General features: G+C 69.6%; 31 protein-coding genes, 1 tRNA gene and 1 pseudogene. 17 read left to right on the top strand and 16 right to left on the bottom strand.

The features are described 5' to 3' along the window. From glp to ABTX60_RS13485, 6 genes are all read left to right on the top strand, one after another. Positions 1-1,341: a molybdotransferase-like divisome protein Glp gene (glp, locus tag ABTX60_RS13510; protein ID WP_352097213.1), complete on the top strand. Its 1,341-nt coding sequence runs from the start codon at positions 1-3 to the stop codon at positions 1,339-1,341. A gap of 82 nt (positions 1,342-1,423) precedes the next feature. After that, positions 1,424-1,933 (top strand): cyclic pyranopterin monophosphate synthase MoaC, encoded by a 510-nt coding sequence (gene moaC / locus ABTX60_RS13505; RefSeq protein WP_352097212.1) that lies wholly within the window; start codon positions 1,424-1,426, stop codon positions 1,931-1,933. After that, complete coding sequence (locus tag ABTX60_RS13500) at positions 1,930-2,430, top strand: MogA/MoaB family molybdenum cofactor biosynthesis protein (RefSeq protein ID WP_352097211.1); 501 nt, start codon at positions 1,930-1,932, stop codon at positions 2,428-2,430. The genes moaC and ABTX60_RS13500 overlap by 4 nt, the downstream gene beginning before the upstream one ends. A 23-nt stretch (positions 2,431-2,453) precedes the next feature. Continuing rightward, positions 2,454-3,074: a GNAT family N-acetyltransferase gene (locus ABTX60_RS13495; RefSeq protein WP_352097323.1), complete on the top strand. Its 621-nt coding sequence runs from the start codon at positions 2,454-2,456 to the stop codon at positions 3,072-3,074. Positions 3,075-3,246: 172 nt separating this feature from the next. Further along, positions 3,247-4,497, top strand: a complete 1,251-nt coding sequence (sepX, locus tag ABTX60_RS13490; protein ID WP_352097210.1) for a divisome protein SepX/GlpR — start codon at positions 3,247-3,249, stop codon at positions 4,495-4,497. A gap of 83 nt (positions 4,498-4,580) precedes the next feature. Then, a tRNA-Ala gene (locus ABTX60_RS13485) sits at positions 4,581-4,654 on the top strand. 72 nt (positions 4,655-4,726) lie between these two features. Here ABTX60_RS13485 and ABTX60_RS13480 read toward each other — a convergent pair. From ABTX60_RS13480 to ABTX60_RS13420, 13 genes are all read right to left on the bottom strand, one after another. Further along, complete coding sequence (locus tag ABTX60_RS13480) at positions 4,727-5,950, bottom strand: site-specific integrase (RefSeq protein ID WP_352097209.1); 1,224 nt, start codon at positions 5,948-5,950, stop codon at positions 4,727-4,729. Beyond that, the gene (locus ABTX60_RS13475) at positions 5,947-6,153 is read right to left on the bottom strand and encodes an excisionase family DNA-binding protein (protein ID WP_352097208.1); all 207 of its coding nucleotides are present in this window, start codon (positions 6,151-6,153) and stop codon (positions 5,947-5,949) included. The genes ABTX60_RS13480 and ABTX60_RS13475 overlap by 4 nt, the downstream gene beginning before the upstream one ends. Further along, positions 6,150-7,532, bottom strand: a complete 1,383-nt coding sequence (repSA, locus tag ABTX60_RS13470; protein WP_352097207.1) for a replication initiator protein RepSA — start codon at positions 7,530-7,532, stop codon at positions 6,150-6,152. Before repSA ends, ABTX60_RS13475 begins: the two co-directional genes overlap by 4 nt. Next, complete coding sequence (locus tag ABTX60_RS13465) at positions 7,529-7,699, bottom strand: hypothetical protein (RefSeq protein WP_352097206.1); 171 nt, start codon at positions 7,697-7,699, stop codon at positions 7,529-7,531. The genes repSA and ABTX60_RS13465 overlap by 4 nt, the downstream gene beginning before the upstream one ends. 5 nt (positions 7,700-7,704) lie before the next feature. Further along, positions 7,705-7,884, bottom strand: coding sequence for a hypothetical protein (locus tag ABTX60_RS13460; protein WP_352097205.1), 180 nt, complete (start codon positions 7,882-7,884; stop codon positions 7,705-7,707). Between the two features lie 94 nt (positions 7,885-7,978). After that, positions 7,979-8,215 (bottom strand): hypothetical protein, encoded by a 237-nt coding sequence (locus ABTX60_RS13455; RefSeq protein WP_352097204.1) that lies wholly within the window; start codon positions 8,213-8,215, stop codon positions 7,979-7,981. A gap of 1 nt (position 8,216) precedes the next feature. Then, positions 8,217-8,525, bottom strand: a complete 309-nt coding sequence (locus ABTX60_RS13450; RefSeq protein ID WP_352097203.1) for a SpdD protein — start codon at positions 8,523-8,525, stop codon at positions 8,217-8,219. 14 nt (positions 8,526-8,539) lie between these two features. After that, on the bottom strand, positions 8,540-8,695 hold the full coding sequence (locus tag ABTX60_RS13445; protein WP_016437058.1) for a hypothetical protein: 156 nt from the start codon (positions 8,693-8,695) through the stop codon (positions 8,540-8,542). Between the two features lie 14 nt (positions 8,696-8,709). Then, positions 8,710-8,898 (bottom strand): mobile element transfer protein, encoded by a 189-nt coding sequence (locus ABTX60_RS13440; protein WP_208783122.1) that lies wholly within the window; start codon positions 8,896-8,898, stop codon positions 8,710-8,712. 19 nt (positions 8,899-8,917) lie between these two features. Then, positions 8,918-9,592, bottom strand: a complete 675-nt coding sequence (locus ABTX60_RS13435; protein ID WP_352097202.1) for a DUF2637 domain-containing protein — start codon at positions 9,590-9,592, stop codon at positions 8,918-8,920. Between the two features lie 66 nt (positions 9,593-9,658). Beyond that, positions 9,659-9,829 (bottom strand): hypothetical protein, encoded by a 171-nt coding sequence (locus ABTX60_RS13430; protein ID WP_352097201.1) that lies wholly within the window; start codon positions 9,827-9,829, stop codon positions 9,659-9,661. Between the two features lie 87 nt (positions 9,830-9,916). After that, positions 9,917-11,257, bottom strand: a complete 1,341-nt coding sequence (locus ABTX60_RS13425) for an FtsK/SpoIIIE domain-containing protein (RefSeq protein WP_352097200.1) — start codon at positions 11,255-11,257, stop codon at positions 9,917-9,919. 2 nt (positions 11,258-11,259) lie between these two features. Beyond that, entirely contained in the window at positions 11,260-11,589 is a 330-nt protein-coding gene (locus ABTX60_RS13420; RefSeq protein WP_193505173.1) for an SCO3933 family regulatory protein, read from the bottom strand. Positions 11,590-11,749: 160 nt separating this feature from the next. On the opposite strand from ABTX60_RS13420, the gene ABTX60_RS13415 reads away from it, so the two are divergent. The 6 genes from ABTX60_RS13415 (at position 11,750) to ABTX60_RS13390 (ending at position 17,385) form a co-directional block, all read left to right on the top strand. Next, complete coding sequence (locus tag ABTX60_RS13415; RefSeq protein WP_352097199.1) at positions 11,750-12,523, top strand: GntR family transcriptional regulator; 774 nt, start codon at positions 11,750-11,752, stop codon at positions 12,521-12,523. Next, positions 12,520-13,083 carry a GNAT family N-acetyltransferase gene (locus ABTX60_RS13410; RefSeq protein WP_352097198.1) on the top strand — a complete coding sequence of 188 codons (564 nt, stop codon included), beginning with the start codon at positions 12,520-12,522 and terminating at the stop codon, positions 13,081-13,083. The genes ABTX60_RS13415 and ABTX60_RS13410 overlap by 4 nt, the downstream gene beginning before the upstream one ends. A gap of 1,212 nt (positions 13,084-14,295) precedes the next feature. Beyond that, complete coding sequence (locus ABTX60_RS13405) at positions 14,296-15,234, top strand: SRA domain-containing endonuclease (protein ID WP_352097197.1); 939 nt, start codon at positions 14,296-14,298, stop codon at positions 15,232-15,234. Next, positions 15,231-15,578 (top strand): hypothetical protein, encoded by a 348-nt coding sequence (locus ABTX60_RS13400; protein ID WP_352097196.1) that lies wholly within the window; start codon positions 15,231-15,233, stop codon positions 15,576-15,578. Before ABTX60_RS13405 ends, ABTX60_RS13400 begins: the two co-directional genes overlap by 4 nt. Before the next feature lie 205 nt (positions 15,579-15,783). Then, on the top strand, positions 15,784-16,608 hold the full coding sequence (locus ABTX60_RS13395; protein ID WP_352097195.1) for a DUF6551 family protein: 825 nt from the start codon (positions 15,784-15,786) through the stop codon (positions 16,606-16,608). A 339-nt stretch (positions 16,609-16,947) separates the two neighbouring features. Then, the gene (locus ABTX60_RS13390) at positions 16,948-17,385 is read left to right on the top strand and encodes a hypothetical protein (RefSeq protein ID WP_352097194.1); all 438 of its coding nucleotides are present in this window, start codon (positions 16,948-16,950) and stop codon (positions 17,383-17,385) included. 19 nt (positions 17,386-17,404) lie between these two features. On the opposite strand, the gene ABTX60_RS13385 is transcribed toward ABTX60_RS13390, so the two are convergent. Next, positions 17,405-17,881 (bottom strand): GNAT family N-acetyltransferase, encoded by a 477-nt coding sequence (locus tag ABTX60_RS13385; protein WP_352097193.1) that lies wholly within the window; start codon positions 17,879-17,881, stop codon positions 17,405-17,407. Between the two features lie 60 nt (positions 17,882-17,941). Here ABTX60_RS13385 and ABTX60_RS13380 point away from each other — a divergent pair, with 60 nt between their 5' ends. Next, positions 17,942-18,745, top strand: a complete 804-nt coding sequence (locus ABTX60_RS13380) for an exodeoxyribonuclease III (protein ID WP_352097192.1) — start codon at positions 17,942-17,944, stop codon at positions 18,743-18,745. Between the two features lie 28 nt (positions 18,746-18,773). Here the strand turns inward: ABTX60_RS13380 and ABTX60_RS13375 are convergent, their stop codons facing one another. Beyond that, positions 18,774-19,415, bottom strand: a complete 642-nt coding sequence (locus ABTX60_RS13375; protein WP_352097191.1) for a MerR family transcriptional regulator — start codon at positions 19,413-19,415, stop codon at positions 18,774-18,776. A gap of 131 nt (positions 19,416-19,546) precedes the next feature. Here ABTX60_RS13375 and ABTX60_RS13370 point away from each other — a divergent pair, with 131 nt between their 5' ends. The 4 genes from ABTX60_RS13370 to ABTX60_RS13355 all read left to right on the top strand — a co-directional run bounded on the left by ABTX60_RS13370 (position 19,547) and on the right by ABTX60_RS13355 (position 23,214). Next, positions 19,547-21,061 carry a flavin-containing monooxygenase gene (locus tag ABTX60_RS13370; protein WP_352097190.1) on the top strand — a complete coding sequence of 505 codons (1,515 nt, stop codon included), beginning with the start codon at positions 19,547-19,549 and terminating at the stop codon, positions 21,059-21,061. Next, positions 21,058-22,035: an alpha/beta fold hydrolase gene (locus tag ABTX60_RS13365; protein ID WP_352097189.1), complete on the top strand. Its 978-nt coding sequence runs from the start codon at positions 21,058-21,060 to the stop codon at positions 22,033-22,035. The genes ABTX60_RS13370 and ABTX60_RS13365 overlap by 4 nt, the downstream gene beginning before the upstream one ends. Further along, the gene (locus tag ABTX60_RS13360) at positions 22,032-22,916 is read left to right on the top strand and encodes an SDR family oxidoreductase (protein ID WP_352097188.1); all 885 of its coding nucleotides are present in this window, start codon (positions 22,032-22,034) and stop codon (positions 22,914-22,916) included. Before ABTX60_RS13365 ends, ABTX60_RS13360 begins: the two co-directional genes overlap by 4 nt. Before the next feature lie 76 nt (positions 22,917-22,992). Next, positions 22,993-23,214, top strand: a complete 222-nt coding sequence (locus ABTX60_RS13355) for a hypothetical protein (RefSeq protein WP_352097187.1) — start codon at positions 22,993-22,995, stop codon at positions 23,212-23,214. A gap of 68 nt (positions 23,215-23,282) precedes the next feature. Here the strand turns inward: ABTX60_RS13355 and ABTX60_RS13350 are convergent. Beyond that, positions 23,283-24,054 (bottom strand): annotated as a pseudogene (locus ABTX60_RS13350) (S41 family peptidase); the annotation flags it as partial.

Below are 24,054 nucleotides of genomic sequence, written 5' to 3'. Positions count from 1 at the left end.
TTGAGCAGCGCCGCGCCCCACGTCACCGGCCAGGAGCACTTCGGCCCCGACCACCTCTGGTCGGTGGACGAGCACCTGGAGGACATCCTCGCCACCGTCCGGCCCCTGGAACCCATCGAGCTGCACCTGCTCGACGCCCAGGGCTGCGTCCTCGTCGAGGACATCACGGTGCCGGTGTCCCTGCCGCCCTTCGACAACAGCTCGATGGACGGCTACGCGGTACGGGTCGCGGACGTCGCGGGCGCGAGCGAGGAGTTCCCGGCGGCCCTCGAGGTCGTCGGGGACGTGGCCGCCGGCCAGTCCGAACTGCTCCCCGTGGGCCCGGGGCAGGCCGCCCGCATCATGACCGGCGCCCCGCTGCCGCCCGGTGCCGAGGCGGTCGTGCCCGTCGAGTGGACCGACGGCGGTCTCGGCGAGGGCCCGGTGCACGGCATGCGCGCCCGCAGCCTCGGCCCCGAGGGCGCCACCGGCCACGTGCACGTGTACCGCCCGGCCGATGCACGCGCGCATGTGCGCGCGAAGGGCAGCGACGTGAAGGCCGGCGACCGCGCCCTGGAGGCCGGCACCGTCCTCGGCCCGCCCCAGATCTCCCTGCTCGCCGCGATCGGCCGGGGCACCGTCCGGGTACGCCCGCGCCCGCGCGTGGTGGTGCTCTCCACCGGCAGCGAACTCGTCCAGCCCGACACGGAACTGGGCACCGGTCAGATCTACGACTCCAACAGCTTCGCCCTCACCGCCGCCGCCCGCGACGCCGGCGCCATCGCCTACCGCGTGGGAGCCGTCGCCGACGACGCCGAGACCCTGCGCTCCACCATCGAGGACCAGCTGGTCCGCGCCGACCTGGTGGTCACCACCGGCGGGGTGAGCGTCGGCGCGTACGACGTGGTCAAGGAGGCCCTGTCCCACGTCGGCGACGAGGACGAGGCCGGCAGCGGCATCGAGTTCCGCAAGCTCGCCATGCAGCCCGGCAAGCCCCAGGGCTTCGGCTCCATCGGCCCCGACCACACCCCGCTGCTGGCCCTGCCCGGCAACCCGGTGTCGTCGTACGTCTCCTTCGAGCTGTTCGTCCGCCCCGCGATCCGCACCCTCATGGGGCTGGAGGACGTCCATCGCCCCACGATCCGGGCGACCCTGTCCGCCGGCAAGGCGCTGACCTCCCCGAAGGGCCGCCGCCAGTTCCTGCGCGGCACGTACGCCGACGGCAAGGTCACCCCGGTCGGCGGCGCCGGCTCCCACCTGGTCGCGGCCCTCGCCCACGCGGACGCCCTGATCACCGTCCCCGAGGACACCGTCTCCGTGGAACCCGGCACCGAGGTCGACGTGGTCCTGCTCGGCCGATAGCCGCTGGTTGGGGGTACCGTGTCGCGCACAACAGGCCCGTGCGCCGCACCGCGTCGGGCCCGGACCGGGAGCGCCACACAGCATGAGCACGCAGGACCCATTCCCGCAGGACGGCCCCACGCAGGACCGGCTGACGCACATCGACGCGGCGGGCGCCGCCCGCATGGTCGACGTGTCGGAGAAGGACGTGACCGCGCGCACCGCCCGCGCCAGCGGACGCGTCCTCGTCTCGCCCCGCGTGATCGAATTGCTGCGCGGTGAGGGCGTCCCGAAGGGCGACGCCCTCGCCACCGCGCGGATCGCCGGGATCATGGGCGCCAAACGCACCCCCGACCTGATTCCGCTCTGCCACCCGTTGTCGGTGTCCGGTGTGAAACTGGACCTGTCGGTCGCGGACGACGCCGTGGAGATCCTGGCCACCGTGAAGACGACGGACCGCACGGGCGTCGAGATGGAGGCCCTCACCGCGGTCTCCGTCGCCGCGCTCACCGTGATCGACATGGTCAAGGCGGTCGACAAGGGAGCGGTCATCACGGACGTACGGGTGGAGGAGAAGACGGGCGGCAAGTCGGGCGACTGGAGCCGGTCATGACGTATCGCGCTCTCGTCGTCACGGCCTCGAACCGGGCCGCCGCCGGAATCTACGAGGACAAGGGCGGCCCGATGGTCTCCGACGGCCTGAAGGGCTTCGGCTTCGAGGTCGACGGCCCACAGGTCGTCCCCGACGGCGACCCGGTGGAGGCCGCCCTGCGCGCCGGTGCCGACGCCGGCTACGACGTCATCGTGACCACCGGCGGCACGGGCATCTCGCCCACCGACCGCACGCCCGAGGCGACCCGCCGCGTGATCGACCACGAGGTGCCGGGCATCGCCGAGGCCATCCGGGCCTACGGCCGGGAGAAGGTGCCGACCGCGGCGCTCTCCCGGGGTCTGGCCGGAGTGGCGGGCGGCACGCTGATCGTCAATCTGCCCGGCTCCAGCGGCGGCGTGAAGGACGGCCTCGCCGTCCTGGAGCCGCTGCTCGTCCACGCCGTCGAGCAGATCCGGGGCGGCGACCACCCCAGACCCGGCAGTGGGGGTGCGAGCTGAACAGCCCATCCTGGCCCGTGGAGCTGGTGGACGGCGACATCGTCCTCAGGCCGATAAAGCTGCGCGACCAGCGGGCCTGGCGCGAGGTCAACCGGCGCAACCGCGACTGGCTTCGCCCCTGGGAGGCGACGATCCCGCCGCCCGGCCCCGGTGGGCCGATGGCGCACCGCCCCACCTTCCGCCAGATGGTCCGCCATCTGCGGTCGGAGGCGAACGCGGGCCGGATGCTGCCCTTCGTCATCGAGTACCAGGGGCGGCTGGTCGGGCAGTTGACCGTCGCCGGGATCACCTGGGGCTCGATGTGCTCGGGGCACGTCGGTTACTGGGTGGACGAGTCGGTGGCCGGCCGCGGGGTGATGCCGACGTCGGTGGCGCTCGTCGTGGACCACTGTTTCCGCGCCGTCGGACTGCACCGCATCGAAGTCTGCATTCGCCCGGAGAACGGGCCCAGCCGCCGGGTCGTGGAAAAGCTCGGATTCCGCGAGGAGGGGCTGCGGCCGCGCTATCTCCACATCGACGGAGCATGGCGCGACCACCTCGTCTTCGCCCTCACGGCCGAGGAGGTGCCGGACGGCCTGCTGAAGCGCTGGCACCGGGCACGCTCGCAGAGCAAGCCCGGAATGCGGCATCACCCCGGAAATTGAATACGTGTTCGAAATTGATCGGTCGATGACCGTCTCAGGGCAAGGAATTCCCAGCCTGGGCGGTCTGCTGATCGCATCGGTCACAAAAAAAGTTCGAAATATCAGCCAGATCGTGCGACACACCGGCGCAATTGGCAGATGGCCTCACACAAACCCCTCTACGGTGTGAGACGTGAGCAGCAGCGGCCTCATCTACGCAGTCATTGTCGGGGCCTGGGCCGCCTACTTGGTGCCGATGTGGCTCCGTAGGCAGGACGAGCTGAACGAGGCCCGTCCGACGGAACGCTTCAGCACCGCCATCCGGCTGCTGTCCGGACGGGCGGGAATGGAGCGCCGGTACGCCAAGGACCTGCGGGCGCGCTCCACCGACGAGGGGGAGCAGGGCGCCGACGACCCGGATGCCGTCACCGACTCGGTGGACGTCCGGGCCTTCGCCGTGTCCAAGACCCGTCCGCAGACCCAGGCACCCGTCCCGTCGCCCGCCCCCGAGCAGCCGGCCCGCCAGGCGACCCCCGAACCCCAGGTCCGGCAGTCGCCCGCACCCGACGCGGCGCGCTCCGGGCGCCCCCGGGAGCGGGTGCCCGCCGCCCGGCGCAACGCTTCGGCGCAGGCGAACCAGGCAGCCGCGGCACGAGCCCGGCGCTCAAAGGTCCTCGCGCGCCGTCGACGCACCACCACCATGCTGTTCCTCGCCTTCACGCTCGGCGCGATCGTCGCCGCGGTCGGAGGACTCGCGTTCCTGTGGGCCCCCGGCGTGCCCGCGGTCATGCTCAGCGTCTACATCGCCTACCTGCGCTCCCAGGAGCGCCGCCGCTTCACCTACCAGATGGACCGCCGGATGGCCGAGGCCGCGGCCCAGCGCCTGCGGGAGCGGCAGCGCCAGCCCCGCCGGCGCGCCCTGGCCGACGAGGAGAGCGACGAACCGGAGGAGGGACCCGAGCCGGTGACCGACCCCGGCCACTCGGCCCTCGCGGCGGACCGGCGCGCCCTCGTCGAGCAGACCGACCACGCGGAGTGGGTCGACCAGCAGCGCGAGCGCCGGCGGCGGCCCGGGCAGGGCGGCGACAGCTGGGAGCCCGTGCCGGTGCCCCTGCCGACCTATGTGACGGCCCCGGTCGCCCCGCGGGCCACCAGCGACGTGGACCTCGGTGCCCCCGACACCTGGAGCTCGGCCCGGTCGAGCACGGTGACCCCGGACGCGGAGAACGACTCCGGCGCCGCCGGCCACCCGGGCGAGCCGCACCCGCCCGCACAGGACGCGGGCGACGGCGACGGACGCACCGACGCCCTCCCCCACGCTCGAACGCGCTCGCGCGGGGGGACCCCGAGGGCGGCCTCCGCCAGACGCGCCCGAGAGCGCGGCCGCACCCCGCTGTTCGACCAGTACGAGGACGGGGAGCGGCCCCGGGCCGCGAACGAGTAGCGCCGCGAAGCCGCAGGTGACCGCCCCTCCGGAACGGATTTCCAAGCAGGCCGATCGGGGTGCTAAAGTTTCACTCGTTGCAAGGGCCTGTGGCGCAGTCCGGTAGCGCACCTCGTTCGCATCGAGGGGGCCAGGGGTTCAAATCCCCTCAGGTCCACGCAGCTCAGAGCCCCGGTCGGAATCTCCCGACCGGGGCTCTGACGTGTCGTACAGCAGCGAAGTACAGCAACTACTTCGAGTCTTGCTTCCCAAGGTGCTTGCCCAGCTTGCGCAGTGCCCGGCGGGTGGCCTCCGACGGGACGTGCGTATACACCTCCATCGTCACTGCGATTTTGCTGTGCCGGAGGATCTGCATCGCGACGCGGGGGTGTACGTCGAGGGCGGCGAGGAGCGAACCACAGGTGTGCCGCGTGTCGTGGAGCCGGATTCGGCGGACCCCGGCGCGAGCGGAGCGGTCCATGAACCGGCGGTTGAAGTTGCGAGGTTCGAACGGCGTGCCGTAGCGCGTCGTGAATACGAAGTCGGAGTCCATCCAAAGCTCGCCGGCCGCCTGCTTGGCCAAGTCCCGCTCCTTCTGCCTGCGCTGGAGAGCCGCGATGCAGATCTCCGGGAGCGGCAGCGTGGCCGAGGACGCTTCGGTTTTGGTCTCGTCGTGGACCAAGCGCCGGTTGATCCGCTGTAGCTGCATCTGCACTGTGATCTCCCCGGCGTCCAGGTTGACGTTCTCCCATGTGAGCCCCAGCACCTCACCGCGACGGAAGCCCAGGACGAGGATCAGCACGTAGGCCGCGTACAGCGGGTCATGGGCCGCGCTGGCGGCTTCGAGGAACTGCCGAGCCTCTTCGACCGACCACGGGTGCCGCTTCTTCTTCCGCGCCGAGCGCACCTTGACCAGGGCCGCCACGTTCTTCGTGATCAATTCCTCGGTCATGGCGTTGGTCAGGGCCGACCGCAGGACCGCGCGAGCGTCCTGGACGGTACGGCGGGACGGTAGGCGCTCGCAGCAGTCGCCGGCTGCACAGCAGCGGGGCGTGTCCCGCTTCGCGTCGAGGCCCTGGGCGCAGCACTGGCACTCTTCCAGGAGGGTGTTCACCCAGTTCCTCACGTCCCGCACAGTGAGCTTGTCAAGCCGCTTCGAGCCCAGCCCTGGGGTGATGTAGAGCCGGACGTGCATCGCGTACGTCTCGGCGGTCTTGGGCTTCAGGTCGGGCGTCACGACCTCCTTGAGCCACCGTGCGAGGTACTGCCCGAGCGTCGGCGAGGACGTGACGACCGGGCCTTGCTTGGCTTCGGCGTGCAGCCTGATCCACTTGTCGTGGACCTCTTCGCGGGTCTTGCCGTAGACGTACTTCCGCTTGCGGTTGCCCTCGGGCGTGGTCACCCAGGCGTAGGCGGCGAAGCCGTTCTTGTACGGATAGATCGAGCCCTCACCGTTGCCGCGCTTGCCACTCATGCCGACACCCCCTCAGGGGCGGAGGTGACGCGTTCGACGTACTCATCCACCCATGCGGGGAGGATGCGCCGGTTGCGGCCAACCTTCACGGAGCGGATCTCTCCGGTGAGGACCAGCATCTTGGTCTTAGAGAGGCCGAAGCCGAGCATGGCCGCGACTTCCGCCGTGGTGTGCCACTTCGGTTGGACGATGGTTGCGGTCATGCTGAGTGTTCCTCCCAGTCTTGGCCTTGCAGGGCTTCGCGGGCGGTTTCGCGGTTGAGCTGGATGTCCCGCCGGATGTTGGCGGCGAGCCAGGATTCGCCGGGGCTATGGCCGTGGCCGGCGTAGGTCCAGTGGGCGAGGGTCAGGGTGGTTGCTTCCTCGTCGTCGGGCAGGCCGAGGGCTTCGCGTTGCTGGGTGGCGCGGTAGTCGGCGCGGGTCTGGCGCAGGGCGCCGAGGGTGGTGGAGTAGCGGCGGGACTTGGTGGAGAAGTGGCCGCGGAAGCCGAGCATGTGAGCCCAGTCCCGGAGCTTGCGGTCCGGGTAGAGCGGGTGCAGGTCCAAGCACGCTTCGATGAGGCGGCGGGGGTGGTCGGGCACGCCGAGCAGGACCAGGGCTTCCTTGTTGCCGATGCGGCGATCGACGGTGCCGGTTGTCTCGGCTGCCTTGGTGGCGTACTTGGCGACGTAGGAGGCGACCGCCTGTTCGGTGATCTCCTCGCCGTGGCCGAAGGCGCCGATGGGCTGCACGTCGAGCTGTGTGCCCCAGTGCAGCGATCGGGCGGGCTGGTCCCCTGCGGCGGGCACGTCGACCGCGACGCGGGCGGCGGCGGCATGGATGGAGTCGGTGAGCAGGTCGAGGGTGGCCCATGCCGGCGGCGGATCGTCCGGCCCGTTGGGGCCGTCGAAGCGGATCACGGCATGGAAGTGGACGGCCCCGCGCTTTTGGTACTCGGCGACCTTGCCGAAGGAGACGCGGGACTGTTCCTTGGCAGCCTTCTGTGTCAGTCCGGCTCGCTTGGCGATCTCGCGGCGCAGGTAGATCGTGAAGTAGCGCCACAGCTCGGAGGCGTAGTTGTTCCACAGCACGGCGCCCGCGTAGTCGTACGTGGCGGGGTCGAGCGGGGTGCCGAGTTCGGGTGCGTCCTCGCCGTGGTGCTGACCGCAGCGGCAGGGCCGGTTTCCGGGGCGGTTGTGGACTGGGCCGAACGAGGGTGCGGTGAGGGTGGCGAAGACCCGGGGGTGATCGCGGATGGTGTGAGGGGTGCCCTTGTCGGGGTCGCCGACGAGGCCGGCGCGGATGAGGTGGTAGGTGTCGCCGGCGTAGGTCCAGGCGCAGGCCGGGCAGCGGGAGGCCCGGCGGTTGCCACAGGCGACCCGGAGCCGGCCGCCGGGCTCGGTGTCCGTCGAGTAGGAATGCAGGACCTGTCCGGTGGCAGCGTCGCGGGTGACGGTTGTGCCTTGCAGGTGGATGGGGTCGGAGCAGCCGCCGGTGCGGCGGATCTGGTCTTGGATGCGGTCGAAGCCGGGGGACCCGGCCACCCTCAGCACGTCGGCGAGGGTGGCCGGGTCCAGGCCCGCCATGGTGGCGGTGTCGGTCACGCGTCCTCCTCCTGGACGGTGTGGCGGTCGATCCAGTCCTCGGCGCAGACCTTGTGGACGGGCTTGCCGCGGTCGGAGCGCAGGGGGGTGGGCCTGGTGCAGATCACGCAGGGCTTGTCGCCGCTGTGGTCGAAGTGCTCGGGCGAGCGCCAGTCGAGGAGAGCCACGGCGGTCACCTCCCGGCCCGTGCGAGGGCGGCGGGCAGGGTGCGGCCGGTGCCCTGGCAGGTGCGGCATTCGGCGCGGAGGAGGATGCGGGAGCCGTCGTGGTGGCGCTGTCCGGTGGTGATAGCGACCACGGGGAAGCCGTCGCAGTTGCGGCAGACGGGCGTGTTCTGGGCGTGCTCGGGCATGATGGGGTTTCCCTTTCGGGTCCGTTGGGTCTGCAAGGGGTGCAGGCGCCCGGAGCGGCGGAAGTTTGGCGACCGAGGCCGCTCCGGGGGCCGTTCAGCGGCGGCGGTTGTTGCGCCTGGAGTAGGCCGGCGGGATGGAGTCGTAGGACTCGCGGCCCTGCTGGAAGGAGGCGCGGTCGCTGTCGCTCATGCCGGACGTGCCGATCTGGCGGTTGATGCGGCCCATGGCCTTGCGGTCGCCGTGGCGCTTGGCGATGGCGTACTCGCGGCCCAGTTCGGCCATCTCCGGGTTGGACGGGGTGTCGTTGTTCTTGCGGCTGAAGATGCCCATGTCAGCGGTTCCTTTCGGCGTTGAGGAGCGAGCGGAGGACGACCGCGCACACGGCCACGGAGGCGGCGGTGATGGCGACCGCGAGGAGCATGGAGACCAGGACCGCGCCGACGACGAGGACCACGGCGCCACCGCCGGCGGCGAGGGCGAGCGCGCTACCCGGGGTGAGCTGGACCGTCGGACGGTTCGAGGCGGCGGGAGCCACCGGGGCCGGGGCCGTGGGCTGGACGGGCGCCGGAGTCTGGGCGGTCGGGGCGGTGGCCGTGACCGGTGGTGCGGTGTCCTGGGGCGGGTACTTCGGTGTGAACACGAGGCAGGTCCCTTCTACTTGAGGACGGTGCCGAGGGCGGGAGCGAGGAAGCTTCCGGCGACGAGGTAGCCGCCGACCAGGAGCACGGCAACCAGCCACCACGGCGGGCGGGCGAGCTTGACGCCGAGCCATCCGACGGCGAGCAGGGCGAGCCAGAGCGGTACGTCCATGGCGCGATCTCCTCTCAGGCCTTGCAGCGGTGGGTGCGGGCGGCGAGTTCGGCGCCGGCGCGGGTGTCGTAGTCGGCGGCGAAGCCACAGCCGGGGGCGGTGCAGGCGGCGGTGTGCTTGTCGCGGCCACGGCCGTCGTAGGCGGTGGCGACCTGCACGGGGCCGATGCGGATCACGTTGCGGAAGCGGCGGTAGGCGGTCACGGGCGGTTCTCCCTTCTGGTCAGGTGAGTTGGAGTTCGGCGGCGATGGCGTCGGCCATCGGGGCAGGCAGTTGCAGTCGGGCCGACAGAGCGTCAGCGGACATCGGGGACCCGGTGGAGGCCCGATGGGCGTCGGTGATCTTCCGGGCGTGGTCGAGCAGCGCGGTCGGTACGGCAGTGGCGCTGGGAGCGGGCTGCGGTGGTGCTGGGGTCAGTTCCGGCACGGTTGCCGCGGGGGCCGGGTCCGAGTCGGGGGCTGGTTCGTCGGTGCGGTGCATTTCGACTTCCGGCGCGGCCGTTTCGTCCGCAGGCTGTGCAGGAGGAGCGGGCGGGTCGGTGGGCGTGTGGACCAGGAGGGTTCCGCCGAGGAAGGCCAGAGCGGGCCAACCGGCGACGAGGATGCGCAGCCAGGCGGGCACGTGATGCAGGTCGAGCAGGCCGGCGGTGGCGATGTTCGCGCCAAGCGAGGCGGTCAGGGCGATGACGAACCAGGTCCAGGCGGAGCGGTCACGGCGTGCCGTGCGCAGGCGGCGCCAGGCGGCGACCAAGAGCAGATCGACGGAGACCGGGTAGGCCCAGGCCTTCCAGCCGGTCTGTCCGGCCGCTTCCGCCAGGTCGTGGAGGTGGGCGAAGGACAGCGCACCGGCGATGACAGCTTGTACGAGTACGGCATCCGGGCGGATCGAGCGGGACACGGGGGCACCTCCCTTCAGGGAGTCGGGCCGGGGCAGGCGGTGTCCGGCCGCCCGGCCCCGGCGGGTTCAGTCGGGTGCCTGGCCAGAGCCGAGGCAGTTGAGACAGAGGCCTGACTGTTCGCCGACGACGCGGTGCTTGCGGCCTACGCGGACAGTGCGGGCGACCTCTCCGGTGCCGTGGCAGACCGGGCAGTCCTGCTCTTCGGTCTGGTGGGTGTCGGAGTCGGGTGTGGCCATCGGTGGTGCCCTCCTTCCGGTTTTCGGCATGGCGGGGGTAGGGGCCTGGCGCGATGCGGTCGCGCCGACCGTTGCGGTACGGGGGTGCTACTCGGTGACCGGGCGGGGCTTGACCAGCGACGGACCAACCACCGGCGCGGGAGCAGACACGTAAGGGCGGAACGGGTCGAGGAACGGCAGGTCCGGGACCAGGTGGGCGAACTCCCGGCAGATGGCAACCACCTCATCCCGCGAGGTCTCCGGGGTGCGGATCTTCGACCAGCCGCCGGAGGAGTCCGCCGCGACCGCGGTTCCCGGGCGGTTCATCGGGATCAGACTCGCGGCCGGGACCGCGTCCGGGGCCACGTCTGCCAGGCCCATCTCAGCGGTCTGCTTGTCGTTGACGCGGTGCACCACACGGCCGGTGAGCTGAGCTCGGAGCATGGTGGCGCCCTTGCCGAGGTCGGAGCCGAAGCGCTGCCCGCAGATCTCCAGGTAAATACCGATCGCGCGGGCCATCTGCGCCAGCCGGATAAACGCGGTCACTATCCGTTCCCGGCGCTCCTCATCCTTCTTGGAGGAGATCAGGAACAGTTCCGCCACCTCGTCCACCAGGACGACCACCGGCACGGGGCGCACCTCGTCGGGCAGCTCCCACACATCCGAGACGCCGTGACGGCTCAGCAGGTCGAAGCGGTTTTCCATCTCCGCGACCAGGACGCCGAGCAGCGAGGCGGCATCGTCGGGGGTTGTGACCAGCGCCGACAGACGGGGCGCGAAGGCAGACTGTTCCACCCCGCGCTTGCAGTCGACCCCGACCAGGGCCACCGGCAGTTGCGCCAGCCCCTTGATCAGGTTGCGCTGATACATGGACTTACCGGAGTGGTTCGCGCCCAGAGTGAGAGCCATGGGCGCCTTGCGGTAGTCCCGCTCGAACGCGGTCCCGTCCTCACGAACCGCGACCGGAACGGCCATGTCGTGCGGGCGAGCCTTGCGGGGCATGCGCACCCGGCGCAGCACGTCATAACCGGTCATCCGCAGTTCCACGAAGCCGGGCTTCGTCTCGACCACGGTCACGGAGTGGACGCCCCATGCGTGCCGGAGCCGTTCCGAGGAAGCCATCACATCCGCGGGCTCCAGACCGGCCGGAAGCCGCAGAATGACCCGCAGCCCGGTCGACGTGCCGCGTACCCGGCGGATCTTCGGCGGGACCGGCTGAACCTCTCGGCGGGCGACGTTGCGGGTCATGAACGCCCGCAGACCCGACGGGTGCACCGTCAGCCCACACACGTCCATCGTCGAGCGGTACGAGAGGATGAAGCGGCCCCAAGTGACCGGCATCCCGACCAGCGACCAGTACACACGCGGGGCGCGTACCTTCGCGTAGCCGAGACCACCGGCGCCCGCTAAGGCTCCCGTGGCTTCCAGCCACATCGTCAGGTCACTCATGGTCAGGCCGCCGGGGTGATCGCGACCGCGCGGAACGAGATGCCGTGCCGCTTCTGGCCGTTGAACTCGTTCTCCCAGTCGCGGGCCTTCAGGCCGATGACCTTGACCGGCATGCCCGGCTGGAGACCCTCGGGGTAGCCCGTCTCCGGGATGGTCACCTGGTAGAGGTTGCCCTCGCCCTCATCCGAGACCAGCAGACCCACGGTCGACAGACCCGCACCCGTGTCCCGGTCCACGGCCCGCTCACCGGTCTTCTTGTTGGCCATCTTCGGTTCCGGCGCGGTCGCCACGAACACGATGGCGGTCGAGGTGTCGATCTTGAACGACGGCATGAAGCTCTCCTAGGGCAGGTAGGGGTTAAGCCACTTGGGCCCCTTGCTCAACTTGTTGGTACAAGCTGATGCCTAGAAGAGTGCCCCGCGGGATGTGATCCGTCAAGCACTTTGCTCGAACATGTACCAACAAGTTGAGCGAGTGCGTCATGATGGGGCTATGAGTAAGCAGCCCAAGTACCAGCAAGTGGCCGATGCGCTGCGGCGTGAGATCGACAAGGGCCTCTACAAGCCCGGCTCACGGTTGCCGTCGGAGGCTGAGCTTGCGGCTCGCTTCGAGGCTTCGCGCAACACGGTCCGGTCTGGGCTGGGGCTGCTCGTAAGCCAAGGACTCATCACATCGAGCCAAGGTCTCGGCTACGAGGTGCGGAAGCATGAGATCTTCGAGCTGAACGCTTCGCGGTTCGAGAACCTGACCTTCCCCCAGAACGGCGACGCCTACTCGACTGACGTCACGAACGCTGGTCGCCAGCCACACCAGACCTTCCGAGTCGAGATGACCACGACTCCCGAAGACGTTGCCCAGCGGCTGAAGGTAGAGGCGGGATCACGCGCAGTGCTTCGGTTCTGTCACCGCTTCGTTGACGATGTGCCGTGGTCGACGCAGGCGACGTACTACCCCGATTGGCTGGTCCAGGTGGCACCGCGCCTCGCGGAGCCTGGTGATGTCGCCGAGGGAACCACGCGGTACCTGGCCGACCGCGGTATCGAGCAGATCGGGTATGCAGACGAGATCGCTACCCGGATGCCCACGCCAGACGAAGCGCGCCTCCTAGAGATCGGGCCAGGAGTACCCGTGCTGTTGTGGACCCGCACGGGGTACACCTCAGAGCGCCCGGTGCGTTGCACGACCACCACTTTCCGAGGCGACCTGAACCGCATGAACTACGAGATCGGCGACCTGTCCGCCCGGAATGAGAACGACGCCCAGTGAGAATCACCCTCGCAACCCCGGCTGACCTCGATCAGTTGCTCGCCTTCCGTGAAGAGGCAGCCTCATGGATCAGTGCCCTAGGTAGCGATCAGTGGAGCCGTCCATACCCGGCAGACCGCCTGTTGGTCACGATCGAGGCTGGCACCGTCTTCATGCTGAGGGAGGGGAGATACACAGCCGGCACGATCACGCTCACCTCGGAGGCCGAGGAGGGGTTGTGGTCGGAGGGGGAACTTGCCGAGCCCTCGATGTTCGTCAACAAGTTGACTGTCTCCCGCGACTACGCAGGGCGGAATCTTGGGGGCAGGCTTCTGGACTGGGCCGGCGACCGAGCCTGTCGGTCAGACGCAAAGTGGCTGCGACTCGACGCCTGGACCAGCAACCAGCGGCTTCAGCGGTACTACCTTGACCAGGGCTTTCAGCACTTGAGAACCGTCCTCGAAGGCACTGCTGTCAACGGAGGCCCACGTGTCTCGGGCTGGCTTGCCCAGCGCCCTGCCCGGCTGGCCGATCACGGCTTTGCCGATGAGACCCCGAGTCCAGAACCTCTCCGGGCCTGAGCTGTTACAGGTTTCTCTACCTCATCAAGGCACCCGGCTGCGCTCCGCTCCGCCGGGCGCGCTTCCCGGCTCCGCTCCGGGCGCCGCTCCTGCCTTCGGCCCGCTCCGCCCGCGCTGCGCCGACGCGCGCCCACATGTTGATAGGGCCGGTAGCCATGAGTCGATCACCGCATGCAACGCCCGCGGGTTAGAACAGTGCCTCCGGCGGGGGATCGGCCGGCACCGGGATGGAGGGGGCGCCGCTCCCGACTGCGGGTCCGTAGTGGCGTGCGTGGGAGGCTCCCATCCCGTACGCCATCGACCCAGGCAGAGCCGAGCAGACGCGGCCCATGGCGTCCAGGTCGTTCGTACAGTGGCGCGCTCCACCTGGACGCCATGAACCACGCCTGCTCCACGGTGTGTGGGTCGACGGCGTACGGGATGGGAGCTGGGGAGAGTGGTGGGTTGCTGAAGCGGGTAGCGCGACGCACCACGATGAAGCCGTTAACGGCATCTAGAACCATCTAGGGGTAACTAGAGGCAAGACAGATATAGTGGGTTGACATTGCAATCTCGGATTGCAACTTCGGATAGCTAGCCCGCAGTGCACCTAGGCCCTCCAGCACGGAGGCCCGGCCCAGGTTTGCCGACCAGGACCGGGCTCGTGCGTGGAGTAATCGAAGCGGGTCCGGCCGAGTATGAGACGGTCGGACCCGCTTCGTTGCGGTCCACCATCGCCCGGCACCACTTCAACTCACGGCACTAGAGCCGCGCCAGCTGCTCCACACAGGCTGCGATAGCCGCCGCAGCGGTCAGAGTAGTGATCAGGAGCCGGAACCACCGCGGGTCCGGGTCGCGATCAGACTTCTCTTCCTGCTCCTCAGGCTCTCGCTTCTCCATCTCTTCTCCTCACCTGAGTGGTAGGCCCCGGCGAACCTGGGCCCCCTCGACCGTGTACAGGTCGAGAGCAAGGGTCGGTGAGAAGTCAGATGGCGACAGCTTACCTGTCGCTTCTAGCGCTCCACGGAGCGTAATCAGTAGAGCGAATTAGCAAGCCGCGCAGATCAAATTCATTCCCTCCAAAGTTCGTCGCAGGATCGTCGTAGCACGCCTTGCCCGAATCGGATGCCGAAATCGCGTATCCGATTCCCATGTCTGATTCACATGCGTCCCGGACAGCGTACAGTACGACCAGCCGTAGTAGACGCGGCTGGACTAAGGAGGCGAGCAACCGTGACGGAGGTGAGCTCCGCGGAGCACGAGGCCATCGAGTGGGACCTCGAACCAGGTGCTGTGATCGAGCGCAAGCAGCTGCACGTCAAGTACGGCGGACGGACGCAGGGCGGCATCGGACCATCGGCGAAGACGCCGAACGTGATGATCTTTACGGATCCGATCGCCGGCGAGAAGCATGGGTACTACGACGGCTGGATGCCCGATGGGCTCTTCCACTACAGCGGGGAAGGGCAGTACGGAGACCAGCGGATGCTCTCCGGCAACGCCAGCATCCTGAACCACAAGACCGAGGGGCGAGCGCTGCGCGTCTTCCAAGGAGCTCGCGGCAAGGTCACCTACCTAGGTGAATTCGAGGCAGACGGCTGGTACGAAGCAGACGCCCCCGAGACGGGTGACGGTCCACTGCGGAAGGTCATCGTCTTCCGACTTCGGCCCGTGGACGCGTCACGGCAGGAGCCAGGCACGAAGCTGGGGCGGCTCCTGGCGAGCCAGGCCGGAGCAGTCATGCAGGTCGACGTCGAGCAGTACGAGACCGAGAAGTCGTTCGTGGATCCGAACCGCGAACCGTATGAAGCGGAGCGGCGCGAGGGAAAGCTCGTACTGCAGTTCAGCGACTTCCTTCGGTCCAAGGGCTACCAGGTGAGCCGGCATCGCATCCTGCCCCCGGGGGAGACGCGCCCCCTGTTGACCGACCTCTACGTCCCGGACCTAGGTCTTCTCATTGAAGCCAAGGGCAGTGTTACCCGCGAGAACGTTCGTATGGCCATTGGGCAACTCGCCGACTACAGCCGCTTTCTGGACGCCCCGCGCCGAGCGATCTTGGTCCCGAGTGAACCGCGGAAGGACCTCCTGGACCTCGTGACCAGCCGAGGAGAGGACTTCATCTGGCCGCAGGGCAAGGGGTACTTCTGCACCGACCCGAAGCTGCTGCCGTGATGTTCGACGGGATGGCGGACCCGGTCGACCCCATCCTGCTCTTCGACCAAGACGGACGCATGTTCATCGTGCACGACGCAGCCCTAGCCGATGAGCTGATCGAGTCCGAGGACGAGTTCCTTGAAGGTTACGACGGTCACGCACGACCGGTTCGCGCCCATGGCGAGCCTGGACGGGTGCGGCTAGCTCTGGCCTCGTCGGAGGCCCGGGGGCGTGAACTTCGCGCACGTATCGAGCGCTATTACGCTGTTTTCGCCGTACGGCACCCTACGCGTATCCCTCCTCAGGAATCCGATCTAGTGACCTTCATCCGGGCTGTGGCGGACGACTGGATCGAGGAGTAGTCGCTAGGGCCGAGCGTGCTGTCATGTCCATGCTTATGTGATCGGAAGTGGCAGAACCTGACCGCAAGACGCTTCGAACTGGACCGTTTTTGAAAGTCAGTTGAAGAGTGGATATGACGGGTGGTTATATGCCGCTGCGCCGCCATCCCTCAGGTCCACGTCGGACCGCCTCCTTAGTGCGGTGCAGAAGCGAGGAACGCCTGTCATGGCGAAGAAGTACCGCTATGAGCTGCCTGAGCACCCCGTTGACTACGGAGTGCCGGTCAAGGCCACCGACTTGAAGATCGAGCCCGAGGCTCAGCGAACGCTCAATCCGACGCGCGCCAAGGCGATCGCTGCCGACATCAAGCCTCATGCACTCGGATCGATCATCGTCTCTCAGCGGCAGAACGGCGATCTGTACATCGTGGACGGGCAGCACCGTCGCGAAGCGTGCAAGATCGCAGGTATCGAGACCCTGATGGCCGAGGTGCACCGTGGGCTGACCATCCAGGAAGAAGCCACCCTCTTCCTGATCAAGAACCGGGAAGCCTCCAAGACCAACGCTCACGACGAATACCGCATCGGGTTGACGGCTGGACTCCCGCTCTTCGTCGACACCGAACAGGTCATCGCCTCCCACAGCCTGAAGATCGGCAGCACTTCCTCCAACCAGATCGGTGCTGTCCAGGGGATCCTCGCGATCACCGACCGCTACGGTCCGGATGTCCTGGACGACGTGCTCACGGTCGCGGAAGACGCCTACGGGCGTACCGCGGAGACGTGGGACGGAATCATCATCGGTGGCTTGGGCGAGTTCATCGGCCGGCATCGCAGCGTCATTGACACCCCTGCCGCCCTCGATGAGCTGGCCCGCAAGATGGGCAAGCGGTCTTCGGCCGCTCGGTTGATTGGGGACGCACGCAGTTTCGCGACGGGTTACGGAGCGAAGGCGGACGGGACCGGATCCAGGAAGATGGCGGCGTACCGTCTGATCGTGGAGGACGTCTGGAACAAGGGCCGGCGCAAGAACCGGATCGAGATCCACTAAGCCGGCAACCGGCTGTCCTTGGCTGCATTTCTGCGTGCGGTACAGCAGCGGAGTACAGCAACTGTGACAACCACAGGTGACTGTCCTGGACCGCTAGCGCCCTTGCGACCAGCCCAGCAGACCTCAGCGACCTCCCCGCCCGTAGTTCGCATCGAGGGGGCCAGGGGTTCAAATCCCCTCAGGTCCACGCAGCTCAGAGCCCCGGTCGGGAAACCGACCGGGGCTCTGACGTGTGTTCAGCGCCACAACGTTGCCAGGGCTTGGCCCGGCCGTGGATCCCCTTCGCGATCTCACGGCGGACACTGGGGCATCCAGTTGTGCGCTCACCGCGGAGGTGCCGTGGCACACCTCGTTCCCGACGCCGTCGCCGCCGTCCTCGCGGGCGGGATGGACCTGTTCTTCATCCGGGCGGCTTGGCTGCACTGGACCGGCTCCGACCGGGCGCCCGACCTGCTGTTCGGGTACTCGCTGAACCCGTCGGTCTGGCGCGGGCACGAGCGCGGCATCGTCGCCCTCGCCGCCTGGGCCGTGTGCCTTACGGTCGGTGTCGCCACCGCCACCGCTGCCGGGGACGTAGCGGGGCTCGCACTGGTGAATGTCGGTGCGACCCTCATCTTCGGCTCGCTCCCTTGGATGGCCCTGCATCTGACGATCGCCTGGTTCAACTGGCCGAAGGCGCTGGTGCCGCCGCACCGGCGGGGCGAGAGCGGCTCGGTGACCGAGTGGTGGCGGCAGCGCGCGGCTCGTGACAAGGGCCGCCGCCGGGACGGTCGCTGAGCCCTCGTCAGCCATGTGATCAGAGCCGCTTCGCGAAGCAGCGGCTCGCCTCGTGGTGGCGGTAATAGCCGAACTTGGCGCACGGCTCGTAGCCGCTGGACGTGTACAGGGCAATGGCTTCGGGCTGCTTGGTGCCGGTCTCCAGGACCATGCGGAGACGGCCCGCGGCGCGGGCGTCCTCCTCCAGAGCGGCCAGGACGCGCCGGGCCAGACCCCGGCCGCGCATGGCGTCGACCACGTACATGCGCTTGAGCTCGGCATCGCCGTCGACGTTGCCCTCGCCGTTGGTGTCCTGGGCGCGCCAGCCGCCCGAGGCGACGGGAGTGCCGTGCTCGTCGTACGCGATCAGGTAGACGCCGTTCGGCGGGTCGAAGTCCGCGGCGGCCATCGGCGTGGCGTCACCGTCGTCGCCGTAGCGGACGGCGTACTCGGCCTGGACCTGGTCGTTCAGCTTCATGGCGTCGGGGTGGTCGAAGGAGACCCGGCGTATGTGCATGGCCGCTACCGTATTCGATCCGGAACTGGACCTCGTCCAGCGTGCCGGTATCGTGCCGGGGTGCTCACTGTGACCTCTGTGAATGTGAACGGGCTGCGTGCCGCCGCGAAGAAGGGCTTCGTCGAGTGGCTCGCCGGCACCGAAGCCGACGTGCTGTGCCTGCAGGAGGTGCGCGCCGAGCCGGAGCAGCTGCCGGAGCACGTCCGCACGCCCGAGGGGTGGCACGTGGTGCACGCGCCGGCCGCCGCCAAGGGGCGGGCCGGGGTGTCCCTGTACAGCCGCCGCGAGCCCGACCGGGTCCAGGTCGGCTTCGGCTCGGAAGAGTTCGACGGCAGCGGACGGTACGTGGAGATCGACCTGCCGGGGGTCACCGTCGCGTCCCTCTACCTGCCCTCCGGCGAGGTCGGCACCGAGCGGCAGGACGAGAAGGAACGCTTCATGGGCGAGTTCCTCGCCTACCTCAAGGGGCTGCGGGAGCGTGCCACCGCCGACGGGCGCGAGGTGCTCGTCTGCGGCGACTGGAACATCGCCCACCAGCGGGCCGACCTGAAGAACTGGCGCGGCAACCAGAAGAACTCCGGGTTCCTGCCGGAGGAGCGCGAGTGGCTCGGCCAGGTACTCGACCCGGCCGACGGCGGCTACGTCGACGTCGTACGCGCCCTGCACCCGGACGTCGAGGGGCCGTACTCGTGGTGGTCGTACCGGGGGCGGGCTTTCGACAACGATTCAGGGTGGAGGATCGACTACCACGTGGCCACCGCGGGGCTGGCCGAGCGGGCGGTCAAGGGGTTCGTGGAGCGGGCCGCCACCCACACCGAGCGGTGGTCCGACCACGCGCCGGTGACCGTGGTCTACGACCGCTAGGGTTTCCGCATCCGCTGGTCCACGACCATCAGGGCTTTCGCATCCTCCGGTCCAGCGCCAGCGACAGCTCCGCCTCCACCACGCTGCGGGCCAGGGGGCGCAGGCGGGGCAGGTCCTGGGCGGAGGTGTGGCGCAGGATCAGGTCGGTGAAGAGGTCGGCGAGGGCGTCGGTGTGGGTGCGGACCTGTTGGGCGGCGCGCAGGACCTCCGCGAGCGGGATGCCCTCGTGGACCAGGGCCGACGAGACGTCCAGCAGGCGGCGGCTGATGTGGACGATCTCCTCGCCGTCGGTGCCGAGGTAGCCGAGGTCCATCGCGGCGGCGAGGTTCTCCGGTGTGGCCTCGCCCGCGTAGCGGTCGGCGAGTTCCTCGGGGGTGAGGTGGACGGGCTCCTCCTCGGTGGGGCCGCCGACGCCGAGCAGGTCGCCGACGTCCCGGCCGTGGTCGAAGGCCTCCGCCAGTTCCGCGATGCCGTTGAGGGTGTGGCCGCGCTCGAGAAGGGCCGTGATCGTGCGCAGCCGGGCCAGGTGATGGTCGTCGTACCAGGCGATGCGGCCCTCGCGGCGGGGTGGCCGGATGAGTTTGCGTTCGCGGTAGAAGCGCAGGGTGCGCACCGTGATCCCGGCGAGGCGGGCCAGTTCTTCCATGCGGTATTCACGCTTCTCGGCCACCTGGGCACCTTAAGGCGTACTGCGGGTAACTACCTTGTCCCGCCCCCTACCCATCAGTACGCCGCTGCCCTACGCTCCCACTGCGCCAGTGTTCACTGGCGCGGTTCTCGTGGGTGCGTGGAGGTGTCGGCATGGGCGAGCGCGAGCATGTGCGGGTCGCGGTGGTCGGGTCCGGGTTCGGCGGGCTGGGGGCCGCCGTGCGGCTGCGCCGCGAGGGCGTCACCGACTTCGTCGTCCTGGAGCGGGCGAGCAGTGTCGGCGGTACCTGGCGGGACAACAGCTACCCGGGATGCCGGTGTGACGTGCCCTCGCACCTCTACTCGTTCTCCTTCGCGCCCCATCCCGACTGGCCGCGCACCTTCTCGGGGCAGGAGCACATCCGCGCCTACCTGGAGCACGTGACGGACGTGTTCCGGCTGCGGCCGCACCTCCGCTTCGACTCGGAGGTGAAGCGGATGACCTGGAACGCCGAGCGGCTGTGCTGGGACATCGAGACCAGCAGCGGGAACCTGTCGGCGGACCTGGTCGTCTCGGCGACGGGGCCGCTGTCCGACCCGAAGGTGCCGGACATCCCCGGGCTGGAGTCCTTCCCGGGCAAGGTGTTCCACTCGGCCCGCTGGGACCACGACTACGACCTGCGCGGCAAGCGCGTCGCGATGGTGGGCACCGGTGCCTCGGCCGCCCAGATCGTGCCGTCGATCCAGCCCGACGTCTCGCGGCTCACCCTGTTCCAGCGCACGGCGCCCTGGGTGATGCCCCGTATGGACCGGGCGATCAGCGACGCCGAGCGGTGGGTGCACCGGCGGTTGCCCTTCACCTCGCAGGTACGGCGCGCACTGCTGTGGGGCATCCGCGAGATGCAGGTCCAGGCGTTCACCAAGCATCCGAAGCAGCTCGGGCTGGTCGAGGACCTGGCCCGGCGCAACATGGCCCGGTCCATCAAGGATCCGGCCCTGCGGGCGAAACTCACCCCCGACTACCGCATCGGCTGCAAGCGGATCCTGCTGTCCAGCGACTACTACCCGGCGCTCGCGCAGCCGAATGTGGACGTGATCGCGAGCGGGTTGACCGAGGTCCGCGGTTCGACTCTCGTCGCCGCCGACGGCAGTGAGGCCGAGGTGGACGCGATCGTCTTCGGTACCGGCTTCCACGTCACCGACATGCCCATCGCCGACCGGGTCGTGGGCGCCGACGGGCGGACGCTCGCCGAGGTCTGGAAGGGCGGCATGGAGGCCCTGCGCGGCGCCTCGGCGGCCGGCTTCCCGAACTGGATGACGGTCATCGGGCCCAACACGGGCCTCGGGAACTCCTCGATGATCCTCATGATCGAGTCCCAGCTGAACTACCTCGCCGACTACGTCCGCCAGCTCGACGTCCTGGGCGGCCGGGTCGCCCTCGACGCCCGCCCGGACGCCGTGCGCACCTGGAACGACCGGGTGCAGGAGCGGATGAAGCGCACCGTGTGGAACACCGGCGGCTGCACCAGCTGGTACCTCGACGCGAGCGGCCGCAACACCACCATCTGGCCCGGCACCACCGGGGAGTTCCGGCGGGCGACGCGGCGGGTGGACCTCGCGGAGTACGAGGTGCTGCGGGCGCCCGTAACGGATAGGCCCGCCGCGGCGAAGGCCGGGGTGGACGCGTGAGCCGCCTCCTGCACGTCGGCTCCGGCCCCTACGCCCCGCCCGCCCCGGCGCGTGAGCTGACCGCCGTCTCCGCCGACGGTGCCCGGCTGCATGTCGAGGTCCACGGACCCGAGGGCGCCCCCGCCGTCGTCCTCGCCCACGGCTGGACCTGCTCCACCGCCTTCTGGGCGGCCCAGCTGCGCGACCTGGCCGCCGACCACCGGGTCATCGCCTACGACCAGCGCGGTCACGGCCGCAGCCCCGCGAGCCCCGCGTGCAGCTCCGACGCGCTCGCCGACGACCTGGAAGCGGTCCTGAAGGCCGCCCTCGTGCCCGGCGAACAGGCAGTGATCGCGGGGCACTCCATGGGCGGGATGACCGTGATGGCGGCCTCCGGGAGAGCTGCCTTCCGGGCGCACGCGGCCGCCGTCCTGCTGTGCAGTACGGGCAGTTCGCAGCTGGTCGCGGCCTCCACGGTCGTACCGATGCGGGCCGGGCGGGTGCGGACCTGGCTGACCCGGCGGATCCTCGGCTCCCGCGCGCCGCTGGGGCCGGTCACGCCGCTGGCCCGCCGGATCCTCAAGTACGGCACGATGGGCCCCGGTTCGGCCCCGCACATGATCGAGGCGTGTGCCCGGATCGTGCACGCCTGCCCCCGTAAGGTCCGCCACTCCTGGTCGCAGGTGCTGGATCTGCTCGACCTCGACCACGGCGTGCGCGAGCTGGACGTGCCCACGGCCGTGCTCGTCGGTACGGCGGACCGGCTGACGCCGCCGGTGCAGGCCCGGGCTCTGGCCGCCGCCCTGCCGCACTGCACCGGGCTCGTCGAACTGCCCGGCATCGGCCACATGACGCCCGTCGAGGCGCCCGAGCTGGTCAGCGGCACCATCCGGGAGCTCGTCCGCGCACACGTCGAGGGCCGCGCACACGACGAGGTCCATGCACCCGTCGAGGTCCACGCACACATCCAGGCCGTAACCGAGGAGAGCGCATGAGCAGGGTGAGCCTTGAGGGCAAGGTCGCCGTGGTGACCGGAGCGGCGCGCGGCGTCGGGGAGTTGCTGGCCCGCAAGCTGTCGGCGCGTGGGGTGAAGGTGGCGCTGGTCGGCCTGGAGCCGGACGCGCTCAAGGAGGTCTCCGGCCGGCTGCACAGCGACAGCGACCACTGGCACGCCGACGTCACCGACCACGAGGCGATGGCCCGCGTGGCGAGCGAGGTCGAGGAGCGCTTCGGCCGGGTCGACATCGTCGTCGCCAACGCCGGTGTCGCCACCGGCGGGCCGTTCGCGGACTCCGACCCGGAGTCCTGGCGGCGGGTGATCGAGGTGAACCTGATCGGTTCGGCGGTGACCGCCCGGGCGTTCCTGCCGCTGCTGACGCGGAGCCGGGGCTATCTGCTGCAGATCGCCTCCCTCGCGGCGATCACCCCGGCGCCGATGATGACCGCGTACTGCGCGTCCAAGTCGGGCGTGGAGGCGTACGCGCACAGCCTGCGGGCCGAGGTCGGGCACCGGGGCGTGAAGGTGGGCGTCGGCTATCTGTCCTGGACCGACACCGACATGGTGCGCGGGGCCGACCAGGACGACGTCATGCGGGAGTTGAGGCAGCGGCTGCCCTGGCCGTCCAACAAGACCTACCCCCTGGGACCGGCCGTGGACCGGCTCGTGGAGGGGATCGAGCGCAGGTCGAGCCATGTGTACGGGCAGTGGTGGCTGCGCGGGATGCAGGGTGTGCGGGGCTACCTGCCGGCGGTCATCGGGACGGTGGGCCAGCGCGAGATGCGGCGGTTCGCGGACCGCCTGACGGGCATCCGCACGGGCCTCGTCGGGGCCGGTGGAGCAGCCGATGAACAGGAGCGGACTACGCTCCGTAAGTGATCGACATGCGCAGGGTCACGACCCGTGTGAATCTGATCGAGCCAGATCCCCTCACCCCCAACGGGAGTGAACCCACATGGGTATGAAGGACCAGTTCCAGGAGAAGTCCGAGCAGTGGCAGAACCAGGCTCGCCAGAAGGCGGACCAGGCTCGCGAGCAGATGCAGGGCCGCGGTCGCCGGCGCGACGAGGACATGGACCCCTCGCAGCCGCAGCGTGACCGTGAGCGCTCGGAGCCGCAGCGGGACCGCGAGCGTGAGCGTGACGAGGACCGCTTCGACCAGGACTTCGACGCCTGACGTTGCGTGCCGAAGGAAAGGGGCGCCCCTGAGTGGGGTGCCCCTTTCCCCTTGCGACGCCCGGGCGTTCACGTCCGGGGCGGCAGCTTCGGACGGGAGCGGTCCGGTACGTCGCTGTAGGTCGGCGGTGTGGCCGGCGGCTCGGTCTCCAGCAGTCCGAGCGCCAGTTCCACCGCGTCGGCCAGCTGGGCGTGCCGTCCCTCGGCCCAGTCCAGCGGGGTGCGCAGGACGTCGATGTCGGGGGCGACGCCCTTGTTCTCGACCGACCAGCCGTACGCGTCGAACCAGGCCGCGTTCATCGGCACCGTGATCACCGTGCCGTCGCCCAGCTCGTGACGGCCGGTCATGCCGACGACACCACCCCAGGTGCGCTGCCCCACGACCGGGCCGAGTCTCAGCAGTTTGAACGCCGCGGTGATCATGTCGCCGTCGGAGGAGGTCGCCTCGTCCGCCAAGGCCACCACCGGGCCCCGCGGCGCGTTCGAGGTGTACGACACCGGCTGGGCGTCGCGGGTCAGGTCCCAGCCCAGGATCGTCCGGCTCAGCGTCTCGATGACGAGTTCGCTGATGTGGCCGCCCGCGTTGCCGCGCACGTCCACGATCAGCGCGGGGCGGGACACCTCCATGCGCAGGTCGCGGTTGAACTGGGCCCAGCCCGAACCGCCCATGTCCGGGATGTGCAGGTAGCCGCAGCGCCCGCCGCTCAACTCGCGTACCACCGAGCGGCGTTTGGCCACCCAGTCCTGATAGCGGAGCGGGCGCTCGTCGACCAGCGGGACGACGGCGACACGCCGGGGCGGGGCCCCGGCCTGTGCCGAGTCCGCTCCCGAGTCCGCCGCC

The organism is Streptomyces sp. NPDC126510, from assembly GCF_040302345.1.
In the GTDB taxonomy this organism is placed as follows: Bacteria; Actinomycetota; Actinomycetes; order Streptomycetales; family Streptomycetaceae; genus Streptomyces.
Note: the sequence above shows the minus strand (reverse complement) of the source record. Positions and strands in the feature narration are given on the sequence as shown.

Coding starts and splice junctions, on each gene's coding strand:
- moaC (WP_352097212.1), top strand. CDS start 1,424: ATGAGCACGCAGGACCCATTCCCGCAGGACGGCCCCACGCAGGACCGG.
- ABTX60_RS13500 (WP_352097211.1), top strand. CDS start 1,930: ATGACGTATCGCGCTCTCGTCGTCACGGCCTCGAACCGGGCCGCCGCC.
- ABTX60_RS13480 (WP_352097209.1), bottom strand. CDS start 5,950: ATGAGTGGCAAGCGCGGCAACGGTGAGGGCTCGATCTATCCGTACAAG.
- ABTX60_RS13475 (WP_352097208.1), bottom strand. CDS start 6,153: ATGACCGCAACCATCGTCCAACCGAAGTGGCACACCACGGCGGAAGTC.
- ABTX60_RS13460 (WP_352097205.1), bottom strand. CDS start 7,884: ATGCCCGAGCACGCCCAGAACACGCCCGTCTGCCGCAACTGCGACGGC.
- ABTX60_RS13455 (WP_352097204.1), bottom strand. CDS start 8,215: ATGGGCATCTTCAGCCGCAAGAACAACGACACCCCGTCCAACCCGGAG.
- ABTX60_RS13445 (WP_016437058.1), bottom strand. CDS start 8,695: ATGGACGTACCGCTCTGGCTCGCCCTGCTCGCCGTCGGATGGCTCGGC.
- ABTX60_RS13430 (WP_352097201.1), bottom strand. CDS start 9,829: ATGGCCACACCCGACTCCGACACCCACCAGACCGAAGAGCAGGACTGC.
- ABTX60_RS13425 (WP_352097200.1), bottom strand. CDS start 11,257: ATGAGTGACCTGACGATGTGGCTGGAAGCCACGGGAGCCTTAGCGGGC.
- ABTX60_RS13420 (WP_193505173.1), bottom strand. CDS start 11,589: ATGCCGTCGTTCAAGATCGACACCTCGACCGCCATCGTGTTCGTGGCG.
- ABTX60_RS13415 (WP_352097199.1), top strand. CDS start 11,750: ATGAGTAAGCAGCCCAAGTACCAGCAAGTGGCCGATGCGCTGCGGCGT.
- ABTX60_RS13395 (WP_352097195.1), top strand. CDS start 15,784: ATGGCGAAGAAGTACCGCTATGAGCTGCCTGAGCACCCCGTTGACTAC.
- ABTX60_RS13385 (WP_352097193.1), bottom strand. CDS start 17,881: ATGCACATACGCCGGGTCTCCTTCGACCACCCCGACGCCATGAAGCTG.
- ABTX60_RS13370 (WP_352097190.1), top strand. CDS start 19,547: ATGGGCGAGCGCGAGCATGTGCGGGTCGCGGTGGTCGGGTCCGGGTTC.
- ABTX60_RS13360 (WP_352097188.1), top strand. CDS start 22,032: ATGAGCAGGGTGAGCCTTGAGGGCAAGGTCGCCGTGGTGACCGGAGCG.
- ABTX60_RS13355 (WP_352097187.1), top strand. CDS start 22,993: ATGGGTATGAAGGACCAGTTCCAGGAGAAGTCCGAGCAGTGGCAGAAC.